Origin of the sequence: Pantoea sp. GL120224-02 (assembly GCF_900215395.1) — a bacterium.
Lineage (GTDB): Bacteria > Pseudomonadota > Gammaproteobacteria > Enterobacterales > Enterobacteriaceae > Pantoea > Pantoea communis.
The window spans coordinates 32,906-56,010 of the sequence record NZ_OBEC01000012.1 but is presented as its reverse complement, the minus strand read 5'-3'; the positions used below and the strand labels follow the sequence as shown (position 1 = coordinate 56,010).

Annotated in this window: 16 protein-coding genes; 7 read left to right on the top strand and 9 right to left on the bottom strand. The window is 54.4% G+C overall.

Annotation, left to right across the window (positions count from 1 at the left end):
* Positions 1–8: 8 nt before the first annotated feature.
* The 6 genes from mukF (at position 9) to CRO33_RS19845 (ending at position 9,886) form a co-directional block, all read left to right on the top strand.
* Positions 9–1,331: a chromosome partition protein MukF gene (gene mukF / locus CRO33_RS19870; RefSeq protein WP_097119317.1), complete on the top strand. Its 1,323-nt coding sequence runs from the start codon at positions 9–11 to the stop codon at positions 1,329–1,331.
* Positions 1,312–2,046 carry a chromosome partition protein MukE gene (mukE, locus tag CRO33_RS19865; protein WP_097119316.1) on the top strand — a complete coding sequence of 245 codons (735 nt, stop codon included), beginning with the start codon at positions 1,312–1,314 and terminating at the stop codon, positions 2,044–2,046. Before mukF ends, mukE begins: the two co-directional genes overlap by 20 nt.
* Positions 2,043–6,509 (top strand): chromosome partition protein MukB, encoded by a 4,467-nt coding sequence (mukB, locus tag CRO33_RS19860; protein ID WP_097119315.1) that lies wholly within the window; start codon positions 2,043–2,045, stop codon positions 6,507–6,509. Before mukE ends, mukB begins: the two co-directional genes overlap by 4 nt.
* A gap of 180 nt (positions 6,510–6,689) precedes the next feature.
* Positions 6,690–8,480: a L,D-transpeptidase gene (gene ldtD / locus CRO33_RS19855; protein ID WP_441339622.1), complete on the top strand. Its 1,791-nt coding sequence runs from the start codon at positions 6,690–6,692 to the stop codon at positions 8,478–8,480.
* A 188-nt stretch (positions 8,481–8,668) separates the two neighbouring features.
* Complete coding sequence (locus CRO33_RS19850) at positions 8,669–9,220, top strand: YcbK family protein (protein ID WP_034820522.1); 552 nt, start codon at positions 8,669–8,671, stop codon at positions 9,218–9,220.
* A gap of 36 nt (positions 9,221–9,256) precedes the next feature.
* Positions 9,257–9,886 (top strand): MBL fold metallo-hydrolase, encoded by a 630-nt coding sequence (locus CRO33_RS19845; RefSeq protein WP_097119313.1) that lies wholly within the window; start codon positions 9,257–9,259, stop codon positions 9,884–9,886.
* Between the two features lie 42 nt (positions 9,887–9,928).
* Here CRO33_RS19845 and CRO33_RS19840 read toward each other — a convergent pair whose 3' ends face one another.
* The 4 genes from CRO33_RS19840 to pncB form a co-directional block, all read right to left on the bottom strand.
* Positions 9,929–11,119 (bottom strand): amino acid aminotransferase, encoded by a 1,191-nt coding sequence (locus CRO33_RS19840; protein WP_097119312.1) that lies wholly within the window; start codon positions 11,117–11,119, stop codon positions 9,929–9,931.
* Between the two features lie 198 nt (positions 11,120–11,317).
* Positions 11,318–12,424, bottom strand: coding sequence for a porin OmpC (ompC, locus tag CRO33_RS19835; protein ID WP_097119311.1), 1,107 nt, complete (start codon positions 12,422–12,424; stop codon positions 11,318–11,320).
* 300 nt (positions 12,425–12,724) lie between these two features.
* A complete protein-coding gene (asnS, locus tag CRO33_RS19830; protein WP_034820510.1) occupies positions 12,725–14,125 on the bottom strand; it encodes an asparagine--tRNA ligase in 1,401 nt (466 codons plus the stop codon).
* A gap of 149 nt (positions 14,126–14,274) precedes the next feature.
* Positions 14,275–15,480, bottom strand: coding sequence for a nicotinate phosphoribosyltransferase (pncB, locus tag CRO33_RS19825; RefSeq protein ID WP_176505803.1), 1,206 nt, complete (start codon positions 15,478–15,480; stop codon positions 14,275–14,277).
* A 244-nt stretch (positions 15,481–15,724) separates the two neighbouring features.
* Between pncB and pepN the strand changes: the two genes are divergently transcribed.
* Positions 15,725–18,340 carry an aminopeptidase N gene (pepN, locus tag CRO33_RS19820; protein WP_097119309.1) on the top strand — a complete coding sequence of 872 codons (2,616 nt, stop codon included), beginning with the start codon at positions 15,725–15,727 and terminating at the stop codon, positions 18,338–18,340.
* A gap of 98 nt (positions 18,341–18,438) precedes the next feature.
* On the opposite strand, the gene ssuB is transcribed toward pepN, so the two are convergent.
* Genes ssuB through ssuE form a run of 5 tightly spaced genes read right to left on the bottom strand, consistent with a single transcriptional unit; the run spans position 18,439 to position 22,704 of the window.
* The gene (gene ssuB, locus CRO33_RS19815; RefSeq protein ID WP_058959672.1) at positions 18,439–19,230 is read right to left on the bottom strand and encodes an aliphatic sulfonates ABC transporter ATP-binding protein; all 792 of its coding nucleotides are present in this window, start codon (positions 19,228–19,230) and stop codon (positions 18,439–18,441) included.
* Positions 19,227–20,015, bottom strand: coding sequence for an aliphatic sulfonate ABC transporter permease SsuC (gene ssuC / locus CRO33_RS19810; protein ID WP_034820490.1), 789 nt, complete (start codon positions 20,013–20,015; stop codon positions 19,227–19,229). Before ssuC ends, ssuB begins: the two co-directional genes overlap by 4 nt.
* Positions 20,016–20,025: 10 nt before the next feature.
* Positions 20,026–21,171 carry an FMNH2-dependent alkanesulfonate monooxygenase gene (gene ssuD, locus CRO33_RS19805; RefSeq protein WP_034820486.1) on the bottom strand — a complete coding sequence of 382 codons (1,146 nt, stop codon included), beginning with the start codon at positions 21,169–21,171 and terminating at the stop codon, positions 20,026–20,028.
* Positions 21,172–21,182: 11 nt separating this feature from the next.
* Entirely contained in the window at positions 21,183–22,142 is a 960-nt protein-coding gene (locus CRO33_RS19800; RefSeq protein ID WP_141399038.1) for a sulfonate ABC transporter substrate-binding protein, read from the bottom strand.
* Between the two features lie 10 nt (positions 22,143–22,152).
* Positions 22,153–22,704: an NADPH-dependent FMN reductase gene (ssuE, locus tag CRO33_RS19795; RefSeq protein ID WP_097119308.1), complete on the bottom strand. Its 552-nt coding sequence runs from the start codon at positions 22,702–22,704 to the stop codon at positions 22,153–22,155.
* Positions 22,705–23,105 lie beyond the last annotated feature (401 nt).

Genomic DNA, 23,105 nt, shown 5'->3' with positions numbered 1-23,105 from the left:
GATCAACTATGAGCGAATTTTCCCAGACGGTCCCCGAATTGGTGGCATGGGCGCGCAAGAATGACTTTTCACTTGCGTTGCCGGTAGAACGTCTGGCCTTTTTGCTGGCTATCGCCACCTTAAACGGTGAGCGCATGGACGGTGAAATGAGTGAAGGTGAACTGATCGATGCGTTTCGTCACGTCAGTAAAGCCTTTGAGCAAACCCATGAAACCGTGCAGGTGCGTGCCAACAACGCCATCAATGACATGGTGCGTCAGCGTCTGCTCAATCGCTTTACCAGTGAGCTCACTGAAGGCCACGCGATTTACCGTCTGACGCCGCTGGCCATCGGCATTACCGACTACTACATTCGCCAGCGTGAATTTTCCACGCTGCGCCTGTCAATGCAGCTGTCGATTGTGGCGCAGGAACTGAAGCGCGCTGCGGATGCCGCTGAAGAAGACGGTGATGAATTCCACTGGCATCGCAATGTCTTTGCCCCGCTGAAATATTCCGTGGCCGAGATTTTTGACAGCATCGACATGACGCAACGTCTGATGGATGAGCAGCAACAAGCGGTGAAAACCGATATTGCGGACCTGCTCAACAAAGACTGGCGTGCCGCGATTTCAAGCTGTGAACTGCTGCTGTCCGAAACCTCCGGCACACTGCGTGAACTGCAGGATACGCTGGAAGCGGCGGGTGACAAATTGCAGGCCAATCTGTTGCGCATTCAGGATGCTACGCTGAGCAGCCCCGACTTGGGCTTTGTCGATAAGCTGGTGTTTGACCTGCAAAATAAGCTGGACCGCATCATCAGTTGGGGTCAGCAGGCCATCGATTTGTGGATTGGCTACGACCGCCACGTACATAAATTTATCCGTACCGCTATCGACATGGATAAGAACCGCGTCTTCGCGCAACGTTTACGCCTGTCGGTGCAGAACTACTTCGACCAGCCTTGGGCATTGACCTACGCGAATGCCGACCGTCTTTACGATATGCGCGATGAAGAGATGACGCTGCGTAATGATGAGGTGATGGGCGAACTGCCGCCAGAGATGGAGTACGAAGAGTTTAACGAGATTCGTGAGCAGCTTGCCGCGATGATCGAAGAAGCATTGCAGATTTATAAGCTGGAGCAAAAGCCGCTCCATCTCGCTACGGTGATGCGCGATTATCTGGCGGAATACCCGCGTGCGCGCCACTTTGATTTGGCGCGTATCGTCATCGATCAGGCAGTACGCCTCGGTGTCGCCGAAGCTGATTTAGCCGGTCTGCCGGCAGAATGGCAGACTATTAATGATTACGGAGCCAAGGTGCAGGCACATGTCATCGACAAATATTGAACAAGTGATGCCAGTTAAACTGGCGTTGGCACTGGCAAACCCGATTTTCCCGGCGCTCGATAGCCAGTTACGCGCGGGACGCCACATTGGTATTGAAGAACTGGATAATCACGCTTTTCTGATGGATTACCAGGAGTACCTGGAAGAGTTTTATGCGCGCTACAACGTTGAGCTGATGCGCGCGCCGGAAGGTTTCTTCTATCTGCGTCCACGTTCCACCACGCTGATTCCACGCTCGGTGCTGTCCGAGCTGGATATGATGGTCGGTAAGATCCTGTGTTACCTCTACCTCAGCCCGGAGCGTCTGGCCAATGAGGGGATTTTCACCCAGCAGGAGCTGTATGACGAACTGCTGTCACTGGCGGATGAGAGCAAACTGCTCAAGCTGGTAAACCAGCGTTCGACCGGTTCTGACCTGGATCGTGCCAAGCTGCAGGAAAAAATGCGTGCTTCGATCAGCCGCCTGCGCCGCTTAGGTATGGTGTGGTACACGGGCAACGACAGCAGCAAGTTCCGCATCATGGAGTCGGTGTTCCGCTTCGGTGCGGATGTGCGCAGCGGTGACGATGCGCGTGAAGCACAGCTGCGTCTGATCCGCGACGGCGAAGCCATGATGCTGGAGAACAAAGCCGCGGCCAACGAGAGTGATGATGCAGATAACGACAATGACGTTGAAAGCGATGCGAATGATAACGCGGAGGATGAACAGGAATGATTGAACGCGGTAAGTTTCGTTCGCTAACGCTGATCAACTGGAACGGCTTCTTTGCCCGTACCTTTGATCTCGATGAGCTGGTGACCACGCTCTCCGGCGGTAACGGTGCGGGTAAATCCACCACCATGGCGGCTTTTGTCACGGCGCTGATCCCCGACCTCACCTTGCTGCATTTCCGTAACACCACCGAAGCGGGGGCCACCTCGGGCTCTCGCGATAAAGGTCTGCACGGTAAACTGCGCGCGGGTGTCTGCTATGCGGTGCTGGATGTGGTCAATTCGCGCCATCAGCGCGTGGTGGTCGGCGTGCGTCTGCAACAGGTTGCTGGACGCGATAAAAAAGTCGATATCAAACCCTTCAGTATTCATGGCCTGCCGACCGATTCGCAGCCGACCGATATGCTGACCGAAATCCTTAACAGCCGCCAGGCGCGCGTATTACCGCTGGCGGAAGTGAAAGAACGCGTTGAAGCGCAGGAAGGCGTGCAGTTCCGTCAGTACAACTCGGTTACGGATTACCACGCCGTCCTGTTCGAGCTGGGCGTGGTGCCGCGTCGTCTGCGCACCGCCAGCGACCGCAGTAAGTTCTATCGTCTGATTGAAGCCTCGCTGTACGGCGGTATCTCCAGCGCTATCACCCGTTCACTGCGTGATTATCTGTTGCCAGAAAATGGTGGCGTGCGCAAAGCCTTCCAGGATATGGAAGCCGCGCTGCGTGAAAACCGCATGACGCTGGAAGCGATTCGCGTTACGCAGTCCGATCGCGACCTGTTTAAGCATTTGATCTCTGAAGCCACCAGCTATGTGTCGGCAGATTATATGCGTCACGCCAACGAGCGTCGCATTCATCTCGATGGGGCACTGCAACTGCGCAATGAGCTGTTTACCAGCCGTAACCAGTTGGCTTCGGAGCAGTATCGCCACATCGAAATGGCGCGTGAACTTTCTGAGCACAACGGTGCAGAAAGCGATCTGGAAACTGACTATCAAGGCGCCAGCGATCACCTGAATCTGGTCCAGACAGCCATGCGTCAGCAGGAGAAGATCGAGCGCTATGATGCCGATCTCGAAGAGCTGACTTACCGCCTCGAAGAACAGAATGAAGTGGTGGCGGAAGCCCGTGAAGTGCAGGAAGAGAATGAAGCGCGTGCCGAAGCGGCTGAAATTGAAGTGGATGAGCTGAAAAGCCAGTTAGCCGATTTCCAGCAGGCACTCGATGTGCAACAAACGCGGGCCATTCAGTATCAGCAAGCGTTGCAGGCGCTGGATAAAGCGCGCGCGCAGTGTCAGTTGCCCGATCTGACCATCGATAATGCAACGGAGTGGCAGGAAACCTTCCAGGCACGCGAAGAAGAAGCCACTGAGCAGCTTTTGCGTCTGGAACAGAAACTCAGCGTGGCCGAAGCGGCGCACAGCCAGTTTGAGCAGGCCTTAGCGCTGGTGACCAGCATTGCCGGAGAAGTGAGCCGTCAGGATGCATGGCAAGTGGGACGCGACTTACTGCGTGATGCGGCTAACCAGCGTCATCATGCCGATCAGCTCTCTTCGCTGCGCCTGCGTCTCAATGAGCTGGAAACTCGCCTGCGCGAGCAGCATGATGCCGAGCGCCTGTTAGCCGATTTCTGCAAGCGTCAGGGGCAACAGTACGATGCCGACGCGCTGGAAGGGCTGCAGCGCGAGCTGGAAGCACAGATTGAACAGCTGAACGAAAGCGTGTCCGATGCCGGTGAACGCCGCATGCTGATGCGCCAGGAACTGGAACAGCTGCGTGAACGCATCACTGCACTGACGGCGCGTGCGCCACATTGGCTGGCCGCGCAGGAAATCCTGACGCAGCTTAGCGAGCAAACGGGTCAGGCGCTGACTAACAGCCAGCAGATCACTGAGTTCATGCAGCAGTTGCTGGAACGTGAGCGTGAAACCACCGTTGAACGTGACAATGTGGCGGCACGTAAACGTGAAGTCGAGCAGCAGATCGAGCGTTTAAGTCAACCTGGTGGTGCGGAAGATGCTCGCCTGACGCAACTGGCGGAACGATTTGGCGGCGTACTGCTGTCGGAAATTTACGATGACGTCACACTGGATGACGCACCGTACTTCTCGGCGCTGTATGGCCCATCGCGTCATGCGATTGTGGTACCCGATTTATCTCTGGTGCGTGAACTGTTGGATGGCCTGGAGGATTGCCCGGAAGACCTCTATCTGATTGAAGGGGATCCGCAGGCGTTTGATGACAGCGTCTTCAGTGTTGATGAGTTGGAAAACGCCGTGGTAGTGAAAGTGGCTGAGCGTCAATGGCGCTACTCCCGCTTCCCTAAAGTGCCGCTGTTTGGCCGCGCTGCGCGTGAAAACCAGCTGGAACTGCTGAACAATGAACGCGACCAGCTGGCAGAACGGTTTGCCACTTTGTCCTTTGACGTGCAGAAAACGCAGCGCTTGCATCAATCCTTCAGCCGCTTTATCGGTAGCCATTTAGCGGTGGCCTTTGATGAGGATCCTGAAGCGCTGATCCGCCAGCTAAACATCCGTCGTGGCGAGCTGGAACGGGGTCTGGCACAGCATGAGAATGATAACCAGCAGCAGCGTGCCCAGTTTGAACAGGCTAAAGAGGGCGTCAGCCAGCTCAACCGCCTGCTGCCACGCGTGAATCTGCTGTTGGATGATTCACTTGGCGATCGCTGCGAAGAGATCCGTGAACGCGTCGAAGAAGCTCAGGAAGCGGCGCGCTTCCTGCATCAGCATGGCGCTAAAATCAGCAAGCTGGAGCCGCTGGTGTCGGTGTTGCAAAGCGATCCGCAGCAGCATGATCAGCTGGAGCGCGATTACCAGCAAGCACAGCAGCAGCAGCGTGATGCGCGTCAGCAGGCCTTTGCCCTGACGGAGGTGGTGCAACGTCGCGCCCACTTTAGCTATGAAGATTCTGCCGGCATGCTGACCGGCAACAGCGATCTCAATGAAAAACTGCGCCAGCGTCTGGATCAGGCGGAGGGTGAGCGCAGTCGTGCGCGTGAACGTCTGCGCGAACATCAGGCGCAGCTGACACAATATTCACAAGTGCTGGCATCACTGAAAAGTTCCTATGACGCCAAGCGTGACATGCTGAAAGAGTTGCAGCAGGAGATGCAGGATATCGGCGTGCATGCCGATGCCAGCGCCGAAGAGCGCGCCCGCGCCCGACGCGACGAACTTTATACCGCATTAAGCCATAACCGTGCTCGTCGTAATCAGCTGGAGAAACAGCTCACGTTCTGCGAAGCCGAAATGGACGGCCTGCAGAAGAAACTGCGCAAGCTGGAGCGTGATTATCACCAGATTCGTGAGCAGGTCGTCAGCGCTAAAGCAGGCTGGTGTACGGTGCTGCGTCTGGTCAAAGAGAACGGCATGGAGCGTCGCCTGCATCGTCGTGAGATGGCCTATCTGGGCGGAGATGAACTGCGTTCAATGTCGGATAAGGCATTGGGTGCACTGCGTCTGGCGGTGGCGGATAACGAACATCTGCGTGATGTGCTGCGCATGTCGGAAGATCCAAAATGTCCAGAACGCAAAGTACAGTTCTTTATCGCAGTGTATCAGCATCTGCGCGAACGTATTCGTCAGGACATCATTCGTACTGACGATCCGGTTGAAGCCATCGAGCAGATGGAGATTGAGCTGAATCGTCTGACGGAAGAGCTGACGGCACGCGAGCAGACGCTGGCCATCAGTTCACGCAGCGCGGCGAATATCATTCGTAAAACCATTCAGCGTGAGCAGAATCGTATTCGTCAGCTGAACCAGGGCTTGCAGGCCGTGAGCTTTGGTCAGGTGCGCAGTGTACGTCTGAATGTTAACGTGCGTGAAGCGCACTCTACGCTGCTCGATACCTTGTCTGAAGAACATGAAGCGCATCAGGATCTGTTTACCAGCAATCGTCTGACCTTCTCCGAAGCGCTGGCGAAACTCTATCAACGTCTGAATCCACAAATTGATATGGGGCAGCGCACACCACAAACCATCGGTGAAGAGCTGCTCGACTACCGCAACTATCTTGAGATGGAAGTGGAAGTGAACCGCGGCTCCGATGGCTGGCTGCGCGCAGAGAGTGGAGCGTTGTCGACCGGTGAAGCGATCGGTACCGGTATGTCAATTCTGGTGATGGTGGTGCAAAGCTGGGAAGAGGAATCACGTCGTCTGCGCGGTAAAGATATTTCGCCATGCCGACTGCTGTTCCTTGATGAAGCGGCGCGTCTCGATGCCCGCTCCATCGCCACCCTGTTCGAACTGTGTGAGCGTCTGGAGATGCAGCTGGTGATTGCTGCGCCAGAGAACATCAGCCCGGAGAAAGGCACCACCTACAAGCTGGTGCGTAAAGTGTTTAACAACACTGAACACGTGCATGTGGTGGGGCTGCGTGGATTCTCGGCAGATCCTGTGCCAGCAAAACGCGACACCAGTGATATCGATTTAGAAACAGAAAATACCTGACGCTGAATCTGGTTAAAAAACAGCGCACCGTTTAATCTGTAAGCGGCATCTGCACACTGAGGCAGATGCCGTTTTTTATTTGTATACTCAACAATAAGAGTAAGGCTGTACATAGCGAAAACAGGGCGCTGTGTCTTAGGTGAGAAGGGGGCAGGGATGTGGCTGAATAGAAGAAGCAGAATGAATCGTGCGGTACTCGCACTCAGTGTTTCACTGGTATTGTCGCCGCTGGCCACCAGCCATGCCGCGATCATTGCCGCTTTACCCGGAACTTCACATAGCGCCATGTCAGTGGCGGCGAGTCAGCATCAAATTCAGCAGGCTTTTAGCCCCAGTCAGCAGCCTTTCTATCTGCCGGGTTTAGCCGGTATCTACGCCGCGCGTAATATGGCGCCACTCTGGCAGGATCAGCAAGCGGTGCAGGCTTTCCAGCAACAGTTGGCGGAGGTGGCGCTTTCCGGCGTCCAGCCACAGTTTACTCGTTGGGTTGAATTACTGACTAATCCCACGATTACCGGCATGGCGCGCGACATCGTGCTGAGCGATGCCATGTTAGGCTATTTGCAGTTTGTCGCTAATGTGCCGACGCAGGGTGAAACCTGGCTGTACAGTAATGTTCCCTACAAATTGACGATGCCGGGCGTAGCTGCCATTAACCAGTGGCAAAATGCGGTAAACGGTGGTGGCAGTCGCGCGTTTATCATCTCGCTGGCACCGCAACATCCTCAATATGCGCCGATGCACAGTGCGCTCAAAGCGCTGCTGACCGATAACCGTCCATGGCCACAACTGCGCGACAGCGGGACGCTCCGCCCCGGCCAAATTAGCAACGATGTGCCTGCGCTCAGAGAGATTTTGCAGCGGACCGGCATGCTGACTGCCGCAACGCACAGCAGCACACCGACGCCAGCTGATGATGCCGTGCCGACAGCACCTGTGCCGGTCAGCCAGAGCAATCAGCCGATCGCGGTGAGTCCATCGGCGGCCAGCGTCAATGATTTGTCTGCACAGGCACCAGCTGCAACCGGCAACGTGGTGGCGAATGCCACGCCTGCTGGCGACAATGTGTATGACGCCGCGCTGGTGGAAGGGGTAAAACGCTTCCAGCACTGGCAAGGTCTGGCGGATGATGGGGCGATAGGCCCTCGCACGCGTGAGTGGTTGAATGTGTCACCGCAGATGCGCGCATCGTTACTGGCACTGAATATCCAGCGCCTGCGTCTGCTGCCGGATGATATGCATAACGGCATTATGGTGAACATTCCCAACTATTCACTCACCTATTACAACAACGGAGCCACGATTTTGTCATCGCGGGTGATTGTCGGTCGTCCCGATCGTAAAACGCCACTGATGCGCAGTGCGTTGAACAATGTGGTGCTCAATCCACCGTGGAATGTACCTACCACTTTGGTGCGTCAGGATATCGTGCCGAAGGTCAAACAGGATCCCGGATACCTCTACAAGCACGGCTATACCTTACTGTCGGGCTGGAGTGCGGATGCCGAAGTGATCGATCCGTCGATGATTGACTGGCATATGGTTTCTGCAGCCAGTTTCCCGTATCGCATTCGTCAGGCGCCGGGCGCGATGAACTCGCTGGGTCGATATAAGTTTAATATGCCGAGTTCCGATGCCATCTATTTGCACGACACGCCTAACCATGGCTTGTTCCAGCGCGATATTCGCGCACTGAGCTCTGGTTGTGTGCGCGTGAATAAGGCCTCTGAACTGGCCGACCTGCTGCTGCAGGATGTGGGTTGGAATGACAGCCGCATCACCGACACGCTGAAACAGGGCGACACGCGCTATGTGCCGATTCGCCACCGCATCCCGGTTAATCTCTATTATTTAACCGCATGGGTCGCGGCGGATGGACAGCCGCAATATCGTACAGATATTTACAATTATGATAACCCTGCGCGCTCCGGTAGCCAGGTTCTGTCAAAAGCAGGAAAACTTCTCCTCTAGTCATTGATTTGCCGGATTTCACCTCTCTTCGAAAAGATCAGGGCTCGTCGCAAAATTTCGGTTTTGCGCGGGTTTTGGTCATTCTGTGACACATTGCGGGTTGACTGACCTCCAGGCTGCGGTTACTGTTCGGCCTTGTGTACTTTTTACACATTTTTTTATCGCTTTAGATTAGGTAACCCCGCTACATGGCTAATTTTGATTCTCAACGTCGTCGATTGCTCCTGATTGGAGGCGCAGCGGCAGGTTTGTCTCTGCTTCCTGGTTCAGCGCTGGCTTCGCTTTCCACCTCGCGCCCCCGAGTATTGACGCTTAATAACCTTCACACCGGTGAAACCCTTAAAACGGAGTTTTTTAACGGCAAGAGTTATGACAAGGATGAGTTAGCCCGCTTAAATCACTTCTTCCGTGATTACCGCGCCAATCAAGTGAAACACATCGATCCGCATCTGTTTGATCAGCTCTATCGCTTACAGATGGTGCTCAACACCCGCAAACCGGTGCAGCTGATCTCAGGCTACCGTACGCTGGCCACTAACAACATGCTGCGCGAATCGGGTCCTGGCGTGGCCAAACACAGTTATCACACCAAAGGGCAGGCGATGGATTTCCATATCGAGGGAATTTCATTGAGCAATGTTCGCAAAGCGGCGTTATCTATGCGCGCCGGTGGTGTAGGATATTACCCGCGCAGCAACTTCGTACACATAGATACCGGGCCTGCAAGGCACTGGTCCTGATACCGGCAGCGCTGCGTGTGTCGGTCATGGAGCGCTATGAATTACCACATTATTCCGGTTACGGCCTTTTCTCAAAACTGCTCGGTCATCTGGGATGACGAAACTCAGCAGGCGGCGCTGGTGGATCCCGGCGGCGATGCCGAGACGATTATTGCCGTATTAGCTGAGCGGGGATTAACCCCCGCGCAAATTCTGCTGACGCATGGTCATCTTGATCATGTGGGGGCCGCCGCTGAACTCGCCGCACACTATCAAATTCCTATTGTTGGCCCTCACAAGCTGGATGCGTTCTGGCTGGATAATTTGCCGACGCAAAGCCGTATGTTTGGCCTGCCGGAATGTGCGCCACTGGCGCCGGATCGCTGGCTGGAAGAGGGCGAAACGGTTCAGGTTGGCAATGTCACGCTGGAAGTGCTGCTGTGCCCGGGTCATACGCCGGGACACATTGTTTTCTTTGACCGGGCTGGGCGCTTATTGATATCGGGTGATGTGATTTTCAATGGCGGTGTCGGACGTACCGATTTCCCGCAGGGCAGCCACAGCGATTTAATCAATGCGATTAACACTAAGCTGTTACCGCTGGGTGATGATGTGACCTTTGTGCCGGGCCACGGTCCGATTTCCACCTTGGGTCGGGAGCGTATCAGTAATCCGTTCCTGCAATAAAAAATGGGCCATTAAGGCCCATTTCTCATTCTACTGACTTGTTTAAAGTACAGCGACAATCGCTTCACAGAGCGCAGACATATTGTCTGGCGTCATCCCGGCCACGTTCACACGACCAGAGTTAACGGCATACACGCCGAACTCGTCACGCAGGCGCACAACCTGATCTTTGGTCAGGCCGCTAAACGAAAACATGCCATTCTGCTTAATGATAAAGCTGAAGTCCTGTTTCGCGCCTTTCTCTGCCAGGGTATTCACGAACAGCTGACGCATGCGCTGGATGCGCTGACGCATGTCTGTCAGCTCCTGCACCCAGATGGTACGCAACGCGTCGTTACCGAGGATGGTGGCGACCACAGCGGCACCGTGTGACGGTGGGTTAGAGTAGTTAGCACGGATGCTGTATTTCACCTGGCTAAAGGCGGTTTTCGCGACATCGCTGTTGGCGGCAACCAGCGTCAGTGCACCGACACGCTCGTTGTACAGGCCAAAGTTCTTGGAGTAAGAGCTGGCAACAATCAGCTCCTGATGAGACGCGGCGAAAATACGCAGGCCCTCGGCATCTTCATCCAGACCGCGTGCAAAGCCCTGGTAAGCGAAGTCGAACAGCGGCAGCCAACCTTTTTCCTGGGACAGCTTCGCCAGCTGTAGCCATTGGTCCGCGGAAGGATCGACGCCAGTCGGGTTGTGGCAGCAGCCGTGGAAAAGAACCACGTCGCCGGCTTTGGCTTCCTGCAACGAAGCGACCATGCCTGCGAAATCGAGGCTATGGTTGGCCGCGTCGTAATACTGGTAATCACAAACTTCCAGACCCGCCGCGTTGAATACGTTTTTGTGGTTCGGCCAGCTAGGGTTGCTTACCCACACACGCTTCACATTGGTCTGCGTCGCGAGGAAATCCGCAGCGACGCGCAATGCACCGGTGCCGCCTGGAGTTTGTGCTGTGCACGCGCGGCCCGCTGAAATCAGCGCGCTCTCTTTGCCGAACAGCAATTCCTGAGTGCAGCGAGCAAAGTCGGCCAGACCATCAATGCTCAGATAATTTTTGGTGGTTTCATTTTCCAGCAGATACTGCTCAGCTTTTTTAACACTGGTGAGTACCGGTGTTTTACCGGTTTCATCTTTATAGACACCAATGCCAAGGTTGATTTTATTCGGGCGGTCGTCGGCGCGAAACAGGTCAGCCAGTCCCAGAATAGGATCGGCGGGTGCGGCAGAGATCGATTCAAACATGAGTCAGTTCCGTTTGGGTGAACTTTAGCGAAATGAGCTATCAGGTTAGCGTCAGATGATACGCTTGCCAACCGCTGACATAAAAAAGAAATAAGCCGCGTGTATAAAGTAGTGGCGCTAATTGAGAAGCTGATCACTGAAAAGCAAAACGGAGCCCGAAGGCTCCGTTTTTAAGCAAAACAAGTCTCTAATCGAAGATTAGAACTGGTATTGCAGGCCAACACCAACCACGTCGTCAGTGCTTACGCCCTGAGCACGGGTATAGTTGTTGTCGTCCAGCAGGTTGATTTTGTAATCAACATAGGTAGACATGTTTTTGTTGAAGTAGTAGTAAGTACCGATTTCGATGTATTTAACCAGATCAGCATCGCCGCCAGCGAAGGTAGCACCGTTAGCGGTGTTACCGTTCAGGTCCTTACCTTTAGACTGCAGGTAAGCAATAGATGGACGCAGACCGAAGTCGAACTGATACTGTGCAACCACTTCAAAGTTCTGAGTTTTGTTAGCAACTTGACGTGCGGTGCTGCCGTAAGCGGTGGTGTTGTTTGACTCACCGTAGAAGGCTGCCAGGTATACGTTGTTCGCGTCATATTTCAGACCGAAAGCGTATGCGTCAGCTTTGTCGCCGTTACCGTCAGCAACCTGTGCATTAGTACGGTCTGCAGAGAAGTAAGAACCTACAGCGCTAATACCCATGCCAGTGTCATAAGCTACAGAAGTACCCCAGCCGTCACCGTTCTGTGCCAGTGGGTCACGAGAACCTTCGTTCTTACCCTGATACTGTACAGCGAAGCTCAAGCCGTTAACCAGACCAAAGAAGTTGCTGTTACGGTAAGTTGCCAGACCACTTGAACGACCAATCATGAAGTTGTCGTTATCCTGATACAGGGTATCGTCACCAAATACTGGCAGCTGGTCAGTGTAAGACATTGCATCATAGATAACGCCATAGTTACGACCGTAGTCGAATGAACCTGCGTCACCAAATTTCAGACCAGCAAAGCCCAGACGGGTTTTGTTGCCGTCTTGCGCGTCAGCACCTTCGGTGTTGTTAGCCTGGACGTTGTATTCCCACTGGCCGTAACCGGTCAGTTGGTCATTGATCTGAGTTTCACCCTTGAAACCGAAGCGTACATAAGTGGCATCGCCGTCGCTGCCAGCGTTGTCAGAGAAAGTGTGACGCGCATCAACTTTACCGTACAGATCCAGTTTGTTGCCGTCTTTGTTATAGATTTCTGCTGCGTTTGCTGCGCCTGCAGCTAACAGAGCAGGGATAACCACTGCAAGAATGTTGCGCTTCATCATTTTTTATTACCCTCATTGGAGTTATTTGGACATCTGCCACTGCCGTCAAGAAACCTTTACGGGAACCTTGAAAGAAGTTTGATGTCTCCTGTGTCTGCACGCATCTTTCCATCACAGGGTTGCTATTTCTAGCCCGAAAATGATTCAAATCTCGCAATTAAGTATCAAAAAGAAATTTTGTATTACAATTTGTAAAATATCGGGAACTTTGTGAGAGAACTCAAAATTTACAAAAATAAAAAAAGGCCGGCTAGGCCGACCTCGTTATATATATGAATTACTTATATTTAATCGCGAATTTTAGAAATTAGCGTTACGTGGAGTACGTGGGAAGGGGATAACATCCCTTACATTTTGTACGCCGGTGACATAGGCAATTAATCGTTCAAAACCCAATCCAAAGCCAGCATGTGGCACGGTGCCGTAACGACGAAGGTCACGATACCACCAATAATCTTCTTTATTCAGACCCATTTCAGCCAGACGCGCATCCAGTACATCCAGACGCTCTTCACGCTGTGAACCACCGATGATCTCGCCAATGCCCGGCGCCAGGACATCCATCGCTGCAACGGTTTTGCCATCTTCATTCATGCGCATGTAGAACGCTTTGATGTCTTTCGGATAGTTCTTCACCACCACCGGCGCTTTGAAGTGTTTCTCCGCCAGATAACGTTCGTGCTCGGAGGAGAGATCCACACCCCATGACACTGGGTTTTCAAACGTCTGACCGCTTTTCAGCAGAATGTCGACGGCATCGGTGTAGTCTACCTGGGCGAAATCGGTTGTGACAAAACGTTCTAAGCGCGCAATCGCATCTTTGTCTACGCGTTCAGCAAAGAACGCCATGTCGTCAGCACGCTCTTCAAGCACCGCCTTGAACACATACTTCAGCATGGCCTCAGCCAGTGCAGCAGCGTCGTCAAGGTTAGCGAAAGCGACTTCCGGTTCCAGCATCCAGAATTCCGCTAAGTGACGGCTGGTGTTGGAGTTTTCTGCGCGGAAGGTCGGGCCAAAGGTATAGACTTTTGACAATGCACAGGCATAAGTCTCAGCATTCAGCTGGCCAGAAACGGTCAGGAAGGCTTCTTTACCAAAGAAATCTTTGTCGTAGTCAACTTTGCCCTGCGGATCGCGCGGCAGGTTTTCCATGTCCAGCGTAGAGACGCGGAACATCTCGCCCGCACCTTCTGTATCCGATGCGGTGATCAGCGGGGTAGAAACCCAGAAATAGCCATTTTCGTGGAAGAAGCGATGCAGCGCCTGCGCCAGAGTATGACGTGTACGCGCTACGGCACCGACCAGATTGGTGCGCGGACGCAAGTGTGCGACTTCACGCAGGTATTCGATACTGTGGCGTTTTGCCGCCATGGGATAGGTATCCGGATCGTCTACCCAGCCGGTGACTTCTACGTTGGTCGCCTGCAGTTCAAAGGCCTGGCCTTCGCCCGGTGATTCCACCACTTTACCGGTGACAATCACAGAACAGCCCGTGGTCAGACGCAGCACTTCATCCTGATAATTATTCAGAGAATTATTGACGACGGCCTGAACGGGATTAAAGCAGGAACCGTCATAAACGGCGATAAAGGAAAGACCGGCTTTGGAATCTCTTCGGGTACGCACCCAACCACGTACGGTGACCTCACTGTCAACCGCGACACGGCCGTGCAGTACATCCGCTACAGGCACTACGCTCATAAATATCTCTCTATATATAGAAGTGGATAAAAGCCCCATTTCGGGGTTTTGCTATGTTACTTGCGAGCCATCAGGAAACAAGCAATTTTGCAGGGGAAAAAGGGAGATTTGTTGTGAAAGAGCAGGGTGCGGGCACCCTGCATCCATGATTAGCTGGCTCTTTTCACCAGCGGGAGGTCGAATGCTTTACGCAGGGCGCGCACGAAGGCTTTGTCCTGGCAGATAGTTTTGCCTGGGCTGTCAGAGAGTTTCGCCACCGGTTTGCCATTGCAGCTCACCAGCTTAATCACGATGTTCAGTGGTGTGACGCCAGTAATATCGCAGGTCAGGCGCGTACCAATGCCAAATACCACGTTGGCGCGTTGACCAAAGTGACGATATAACGCCAGCGCTTTATCCAGATTGAGGTTATCTGAGAACACCAGCGTTTTACTCTTCGGATCGATATCCAGACGCTGATAGTGTGCAATGGCTTTTTCACCCCACTCCACGGGATCTCCCGAGTCATGGCGCAAACCCTGATAGCGATGGGCAAAGCCCGGGCCGAAATCACGCAGGAAGGCATCCATGGTGATGCAGTCTGTCAACGCGATACCGAGTTGGTCATCATACTCATCCAGCCAGGATTGCAGCGCCGCGCGTTGGCTATTCGCCAGCACCGGGCTGATCTGTTGATGTGCCTGGAACCACTCATGGGCCTGAGTGCCCACCGGATTAAGCTGCAAGCGCCGGGCGAGATCGTAATTGCTGGTGCCCACTAACCACGGGAATTCCGCTTTTAACGTACTGACGATCGCTTCCTGAACCGCTTTGGAGTAGCGGCGACGGGTACCAAAATCCATCAGCTGGAAGCGAGACATATCGAGATCGCCCACCTGCTGACGGAAATCGACCAGCTTCTGCTGCAATTGAGTGACCGCTTGTTCCACACCGATCTCCGGTGTGCGATGGCGATGCACCACTTCACTGATCAGCGCCAGCAGCGGCACTTCCCAAAGAATAACTTCGCGCCATGGCCCGCTGATCTGAATAGACAAACGGCCATTCTCATTGCGCACCCTGACCTGAGAGGGATCAAAGCGGAATTGACGCAGCCAGTTGAGGTAATCGGATTCAAAGAAAGGTAAGCCGCTGAGATAGTGATATTCGTTGTCGCTCAGGGCAAGAGAAGGCAGCGTATCGAGTTGCACGCGAATTTCATCGGCATACTGGCCGAGCAATTCATCGCCGCGACAACGAAATTCTGCCGTTACCGGGACATCGTAGTAACGATGATAAACGGCCTGCTGCATATGAAGCTTATACGCATCGGTATCAAGCAGCGTGGTCAAAATCGGGGAAGCATGTCCAGTCATGGTGCGTTTCAGCATCCTCTTCCGCGGAGCAGAGCCCGGTGTCAACAAAGTCATAAAGACGCAGGAGTATAAAACAGTAATGACCACGATCACACCATAATTGCGGGTGGCAGGTCGAGGGTCATTTGTGCCATTGTTAATGAATTGTAGCCTTTTCAGCAAAGGCACGCATTGTGCGTGGCAACGAAGGCACAACCCGCTTAGACTTTGACGGGTCAACATATTAACGATGCGAGAAGGACTTATGACGCAACAGCCGCAAATCAAATATCGCCACGACTACCGTGCGCCGGATTACACCATCACCGATATCGATCTGACTTTTGACCTCGATGCCTCCAGCACACGCGTGACGGCGGCGAGCCTGGTGAAGCGTCTCGGTGCTGCGGATGCCGAACTGCGTCTGGATGGCGAAGACCTCACGCTGGTGTCGCTGGCGGTGGATGGCCATCCCTGGTCACACTATCGTGAAGAAGAGGGCGCGCTGGTCATCAGCCAGTTGCCCGACAACTTTACCCTGACCATAATTAATGACATCCATCCGGATACCAACACCGCGCTGGAAGGGTTGTACAAGTCGGGTGATGCACTCTGTACCCAGTGTGAAGCTGAAGGCTTCCGCCATATCACCTGGTATCTGGATCGCCCGGACGTGCTGGCGCGCTTTACCACCACCATCATTGCCGATGCGGCAAAATATCCGTTCCTGCTCTCCAACGGCAATAAATTAGAGAGCGGTCGTCATGAAGATGGTCGTCACTGGGTGAAGTGGCAGGATCCGTTCCCGAAACCGTGCTATCTGTTTGCGCTGGTGGCGGGCGATTTCGACGTGCTGCGCGACAGCTTTACCACGCGTTCCGGCCGTGATGTGGCGCTGGAGATCTTCGTCGATCGTGGCAATCTCGATCGTGCCGACTGGGCGATGACCTCTTTGAAAGCCAGCATGAAATGGGATGAGGAGCGCTTTAACCTCGAATATGACCTCGACATATTTATGATTGTCGCGGTGGATTTTTTCAATATGGGCGCAATGGAGAACAAAGGCCTCAACGTCTTCAACTCCAAATATGTGCTGGCGAAAGCCGAGACCGCCACTGATAAAGATTATCTCGGTATTGAGGCGGTGATTGGACACGAATACTTTCATAACTGGACCGGTAACCGCGTCACCTGCCGTGACTGGTTCCAGCTCAGCCTGAAAGAGGGCCTAACCGTGTTCCGCGACCAGGAGTTTAGCTCTGACCTGGGCTCGCGTGCGGTTAACCGCATCGACAACGTACGCGTGATGCGCGGCGCACAGTTTGCCGAAGATGCCAGCCCAATGGCGCACCCGATCCGCCCGGATCAGGTGATCGAGATGAACAACTTCTATACCCTGACGGTGTACGAAAAAGGCTCTGAAGTGATTCGCATGATGCATACTCTGCTCGGCGAAGCCAATTTCCAGAAAGGCATGCAGCTCTATTTTGAGCGTCACGATGGTAGTGCGGCCACCTGCAACGATTTTGTGCAGGCGATGGAAGATGCCTCCAATGTTGATTTGTCACAGTTCCGTCGCTGGTACAGCCAGGCGGGTACACCGGTGCTGACGGTGCGTGATGACTACAATCCTGAGCTGGAGCAGTACACGCTGCACGTGACACAACACACGCCACCAACGGCCGAGCAGAAAGAGAAGTTGCCGCTGCATATCCCGCTGGATATCGAACTGTACGACAACGACGGCAAGGTGATTCCGCTGCAGCATAACGGCCATCCGGTGCATCATGTGCTGAATGTCACCGAGGAGTTCCAGACCTTTATTTTCGATAACGTGCACTTCCAGCCAGTGCCTTCGCTGCTGCGTGAATTCTCGGCGCCCGTGAAGCTCGATTATAAATGGAGCGATGCGCAGCTCACCTTCCTGATGCGCCACGCCCGCAACGATTTCTCCCGCTGGGATGCGGCGCAAAGTTTGCTGGCGACTTATATCCGTCTGAATGTCGCGCGCCATCAGCAGGGACAACCGCTGTCGCTGCCGTTGCACGTGGCGGATGCCTTCCGCGCGGTGTTACTGGAAGAGCAGGGCGATCCGGCGTTAACCGCGTTGATTTTGTCACTGCCTGGCGAGAATGAAATCGCCGAGCTATTTGAAGTGATCGATCCGCTGGCGATTTCTGCGGTGCGTGCGGCGCTGGTGCATGCGCTGGCAACCGAACTGAGCGATGAATTGTATGCTGTGTATCTGGCGAATCAGAGTCACGAATACAAGGTTGAGCATGCGGAAATCGGCAAGCGTGCATTGAAAAATGTCTGCCTGAGCTATCTGGCGTTCGCCGATGTGGAGCAAGCAGATAAACTGGTACAGGCGCAGTATTATCAAGCCAACAACATGACGGATGCGCTGGCCGCGCTCTCGGCAGCGGTGTCAGCGCAGTTGCCGTGCCGTGAAGCCTTGCTGGCCGCCTACGACGAGCGCTGGCATCAGGATGGTCTGGTGATGGACAAATGGTTTGTGCTGCAGGCCACCAGCCCGGCGGACAACGTGTTGAGCAAGGTGCGTGAACTGCTGAACCACCGTTCCTTTACCATGGGTAACCCGAACCGCATCCGCTCGCTGATTGGGGCTTTTGCTGCCGGCAATCCTGCGGCGTTCCACGCCAAAGACGGCAGCGGCTATCAGTTCCTGGTGGAGATGCTGACCGATCTCAACACGCGTAATCCGCAGGTGGCGGCGCGCATGATCGAGCCATTGATCCGTCTGAAGCGTTACGATGCCGATCGTCAGGCGTTGATGCGCAAGGCGCTGGAAACCCTGAAAGGGCTGGATAAGCTGTCGGGCGATCTGTACGAGAAGATCACCAAAGCGTTGAATGCCTGATAAGGTAAAAGCCGCATCACGATGATGCGGCTTTTTTTGCTGAACTCGCTGCCACTTCCCTTCGCTGCCCGGATTGGCAGTGGCAGTATCGACTTCGACTAACGCTGCTGGGCGAATTTCAGCGGCTGATCTGCCGGACTGCGCTTCATCACGCGATCCAGCACTTCTGCTTCCAGCTCCGCCAGACGCGCCGATCCGCGGCGACGTGGTCGCGCGAGATCCACGGTTAAATCCAGCCCAATCTGTCCCTCTTCAATCAGCAATACACGATCGGCCATCGCTACCGCTTCACTGACATCGTGGGTGACCAGCAACACCGTGAAGTTATGTTGTTGCCATAGCGATTCAATCAATCCCTGCATCTCAATACGCGTCAGTGCATCCAGCGCTCCGAGGGGTTCATCCAGCAGCAACAAACCGGGTCGATGAATCAACGCGCGAGCCAGCGCCACGCGCTGTTTTTGCCCACCCGATAGTGCCGCTGGCCACTCGTTAGCGCGATCGGCTAAACCCACCGCCTCCAGAGCTTCCAGTGCGGCAGCCCGCCATTCACGCCCCTTTAAACCCAGACCCACATTATCGATAACTTTCTTCCACGGCAGCAGACGTGCATCCTGGAACATGAGACGTGTGTCTTCGCGTGCTTGCGCTAACGGCGCAGTGCCTGCCAGCAGCTCACCGCGCGAAGTGGATTCCAGTCCCGCCAGCAGGCGCAGCAGGGTGCTTTTACCGCATCCGCTGCGGCCCACCACGGCAACAAACTGCCCGGCAGGGATATGCAGATTGATATTGTTGAGGATGGTGCGGTCGCCATACTGCTTACTGACGCCGTTAACGCCAACGGGGGTGCCGCTGTTCAGACGCGACGGGCTCAAAGTTGCGTTGCTCATGCGTTCTCCTTCAATTGATAAGCCGGATGCCAGCGCAGCCATACGCGCTCCAGCAGTTGAGCGGCGACATCGGCCAGTTTGCCGAGCAGCGCATAGAGAATGATGGCGACCACCACCACATCGGTTTGCAGGAATTCGCGTGCGTTCATCGCCAGATAGCCAATGCCAGAGTTGGCCGAGATTGTTTCAGCCACAATCAGCGTCAGCCACATCAGGCCGAGGGCAAAGCGTACGCCCACCATGATCGAAGGCAGCGCACCTGGCAGAATCACCTGAATAAACAGGCTCCAGCCTGAAAGACCATAGCTGCGCGCCATCTCCACCAGACCACGATCGATATTACGGATGCCGTGATAAGTGTTGAGGTAAATCGGGAATAAGGTGCCGAGTGCCACCAGGAAAATCTTGGCTGACTCATCGATGCCAAACCACAGAATCACCAGCGGGATTAATGCCAGGTGCGGCACGTTGCGCAGCATCTGCACAGAGGTATCCAGCAAACGTTCGCCCACGCGTGAGGTGCCGGTGATCAAGCCGAGCACCAAACCGATCGAGCCGCCAATGGCAAAACCAATCGCTGCGCGCCAGCCACTGATGGCGAGGTTTTGCCACAGTTCACCACTCACCGTCAGCTTCCAGAACGTAATAATGATGTTTTCCGGTGATGGCAGAATACGTGTTGAGAGCCAGCCCACCTGAGAGGCAAGCTGCCACACCGCAACCAGCAGCACCGGTAAAGCCCAGGGCAGTAGGGCATTACTCAGCTGTTTTTGAAACTTTGCCATCCTGAACTCCTTAGCTCTGAGACACTTTCTGCGGGGTGAAATCATTGGCTACCGCTTCACCGTGCGCTTGTACCACACGAGGTTTCGGCACTTCTGGGATGGCCAAATCAAGGTGTGGGAACAGTAGCTCACCGACACGATAGGCTTCTTCAAGATGCGGATAACCTGAGAGAATAAAGGTCTCGATGCCGAGGTCGCTGTACTCCTGCATACGTGCAGCCACGGTTGGGCCATCGCCCACCAGCGCAGTACCGGCACCGCCACGCACCAAACCCACGCCTGCCCACAGGTTCGGGCTGATCTCCAGCTTGTCACGGCGGCCACCATGCAGCGCAGCCATGCGCTGTTGTCCGACAGAATCGGTACGGGCAAAGGCCGCCTGCGCTTTGGCAATAGTGGCATCGTCAAGATGAGCAATCAGGCGATCCGCTGCCTGCCAGGCTTCTTCATTGGTTTCACGCACGATGACGTGCAGACGAATGCCAAAGCGCACTTTACGGCCCTGTGCCGCCGCTTTGGCACGCACTTGATCAATTTTCTCTTTGACTAATGCCGGAGGCTCGCCCCAGGTGAGATAAACATCGACCTGCTCAGCGGCGAGATCCTGCGCGGCATCGGATGAACCGCCAAACCACAGCGGTGGACGTGGCTGTTGTACCGGTTTAAACATCAGGCGTGCACCGCGCACTTTGACGTGTTTACCCTCGTAATCCACGGTTTCACCTTCTGAAACGCGACGCCATACGCGGGTGAACTCCGCTGATTCTTCATAACGCTCCCGATGATCGAGGAACACGCCGTCCCCCGCCAGCTCTTCAGGGTCGCCGCCTGTGACCAGGTTAAACAGCGCGCGCCCGTTGGACAGACGATCCAGCGTCGCGGCCTGGCGCGCTGCCTGCGTCGGTGAAATCACGCCCGGACGCAGCGCCACCAGAAAGCGCAAACGTTGCGTCACCGGAATCAGTGACGCGGCCACCAGCCAGGCATCTTCGCAGGAGCGGCCGGTGGGGATCAGCACGCCGCCAAAGCCAAGGCGATCGGCGGCCTGAGCAATCTGCTGCAGATAACCGTGATCGACAGGACGCGAACCTTCGGCGGTGCCAAGATAGTGCCCATCACCGTGGGTGGGAAGAAACCAAAATACGGATATGCTCATGATTCAATTCCTTATGGCTGGGCGGACTGTGGATGCCAGATGCGGTCAGTGATGTTCACTTTTACCGGCATCAAATGATTGGCATAAAACAGGTCGGCCGTTTGCTGTTGGGCCTGCGCAGTATGTGCGCTGACCGGCGTAATCGTGGTGGGTGGACGATGGTCGAGATAGCTGGCAATCACCGGCTTGGGTAAGCCCATCGCTTGTGCCAGCAGATCAATACTTTGCTCGCGTTGGCTGCGGGTGAGCGCGTCAGCATCGCTGAAGGTTTGCAGCACTTGCTGGATAAATGGACCGTTGGCTTCGGCATATTTGCGTGTGGCTAAATAGAAGGAACCGGTCTGGTTGAGCTTGCTGCCATCAGCCAGTACGCGCACGTTGCCTTGCAGTAAGGCGGCAGAGTAGTAGGGATCCCAAATAGCCCAGGCATCGACATCGCCCTGCTGGAAAGCGGCTCGCGCATCGGCGGGGGTCAGATAGGTGGGCTGGATATCTTTAAAGCTCAGGCCAGCCTGCTCCAGCGCACGCAACAATAAGTTGTGTGAACTGGAGCCCTTCTGAAAGGCCACTTTATAACCTTTCAAATCGGCAACACGCTTAATCGGGCTGTCTTTGGGCACCAGAATCACCTCAGCCTGAGGTTTCGGTGGTTCGGAACCGACATACAGCAGATCCGCGCCTGCTGCCTGTGCAAACAGCGGTGGAATATCACCGGTGCTGCCTAAATCAATGCTATCGACATTCAGCGCCTCCAGCATCTGCGGGCCCGCGGGAAATTCAATCCATTTGATCTGGGTATGGGGGAAACGTTGTTCCAGCATCTGGTGAGATTTTGCTAACACCATGCTCACCGAACCTTTTTGATACCCCACACGCAATTGCGCCGGGGCATCAGCGGCAACGGCGTTGGCACTCAGGGCAAATAGCGCAGCAAAGGCTGGCAGCAGTAAACCCGTAAACATCCTTTTCATGATTCTTCCTTTATACCGCTTGAGCGTAAGGTTGATGGCGACGATGCAGTGCATGCCAGAAGGTGTCGAGCGCATCATCAATGCGATCGGCCAGTTGTTGATCCAGCTCTGGCTGGCGGTCGTAATTCACTATTTGCGTATCGGTGGCAAACACCCCATGCAGCACTTCCTGGGCTTTCAGCGCATTCAATACCGGCTTGAGCGCGTAATCCACGGCCAGTAAATGGGATGCACTACCGCCGCTGGCCAATGGCAACACCACTTTGTGTTCCAGGGCACGTTCTGGCAGTAAATCAAGCAGGGTTTTCAGCGCACCCGAAAATGAAGCTTTATAAATAGGGGTGGCAACAATCAGTCCGTCTGCCAGCGCCAGGTCGGCTTTCAACGCGTTGAGGGCTGGGGAGTCAAAGCGCGCATAGAGCAGATCGTCCGCCTGAAAGTTGTGAATATTCCAGGGAATGACTTCAACACCGCGTGCTTCCAACGCGTGTTGGCACAGGCTGAGCAGTGCAGTAGAGCGCGATGGGAAGCGAGGGCTGCCCGCCAGCGTAATAACTCGCATGGTCACTCCTTATAACTGAAAGTTATTGATTATCTGAAATTGAGAACTGATACGTTCAATACTGGCAGAGCGCGCTCACGGGTATAAATGATTTATCTGGCAAACTTAAGCCGAAATATGGGATAGGCGGGAGAGAGATATTTATGAGAATGGCATGCCGTGTTCTGGGCTAAGGATATTCTGAAAACTCAGTGAGGTGAATGCTTCTCACTTAAGCACGGGCGTGAGTATCACTCAGGGGAATGATTAATTTGGATGAAGTTTCTTATTAATAGAGTGTTTGAGAGAGAAAATGAAGGATGAATCAACCTTTCAAACGATAAAAGAATATTTTTCTTTTACGAATGAAAGGGTAGTGGGGGAGCGAACAGACCGAAGTGTTTTTTTTGAGCGGCAAGTCA

Bases quoted from the DNA above. Each gene is read 5' to 3' on its own strand.
- mukF (WP_097119317.1), top strand. From the start codon at position 9: ATGAGCGAATTTTCCCAGACGGTCCCCGAATTGGTGGCATGGGCGCGC.
- mukE (WP_097119316.1), top strand. From the start codon at position 1,312: ATGTCATCGACAAATATTGAACAAGTGATGCCAGTTAAACTGGCGTTG.
- mukB (WP_097119315.1), top strand. From the start codon at position 2,043: ATGATTGAACGCGGTAAGTTTCGTTCGCTAACGCTGATCAACTGGAAC.
- ldtD (WP_441339622.1), top strand. From the start codon at position 6,690: ATGAATCGTGCGGTACTCGCACTCAGTGTTTCACTGGTATTGTCGCCG.
- CRO33_RS19850 (WP_034820522.1), top strand. From the start codon at position 8,669: ATGGCTAATTTTGATTCTCAACGTCGTCGATTGCTCCTGATTGGAGGC.
- CRO33_RS19845 (WP_097119313.1), top strand. From the start codon at position 9,257: ATGAATTACCACATTATTCCGGTTACGGCCTTTTCTCAAAACTGCTCG.
- CRO33_RS19840 (WP_097119312.1), bottom strand. From the start codon at position 11,119: ATGTTTGAATCGATCTCTGCCGCACCCGCCGATCCTATTCTGGGACTG.
- ompC (WP_097119311.1), bottom strand. From the start codon at position 12,424: ATGATGAAGCGCAACATTCTTGCAGTGGTTATCCCTGCTCTGTTAGCT.
- asnS (WP_034820510.1), bottom strand. From the start codon at position 14,125: ATGAGCGTAGTGCCTGTAGCGGATGTACTGCACGGCCGTGTCGCGGTT.
- pncB (WP_176505803.1), bottom strand. From the start codon at position 15,480: ATGACTGGACATGCTTCCCCGATTTTGACCACGCTGCTTGATACCGAT.
- pepN (WP_097119309.1), top strand. From the start codon at position 15,725: ATGACGCAACAGCCGCAAATCAAATATCGCCACGACTACCGTGCGCCG.
- ssuB (WP_058959672.1), bottom strand. From the start codon at position 19,230: ATGAGCAACGCAACTTTGAGCCCGTCGCGTCTGAACAGCGGCACCCCC.
- ssuC (WP_034820490.1), bottom strand. From the start codon at position 20,015: ATGGCAAAGTTTCAAAAACAGCTGAGTAATGCCCTACTGCCCTGGGCT.
- ssuD (WP_034820486.1), bottom strand. From the start codon at position 21,171: ATGAGCATATCCGTATTTTGGTTTCTTCCCACCCACGGTGATGGGCAC.
- CRO33_RS19800 (WP_141399038.1), bottom strand. From the start codon at position 22,142: ATGAAAAGGATGTTTACGGGTTTACTGCTGCCAGCCTTTGCTGCGCTA.
- ssuE (WP_097119308.1), bottom strand. From the start codon at position 22,704: ATGCGAGTTATTACGCTGGCGGGCAGCCCTCGCTTCCCATCGCGCTCT.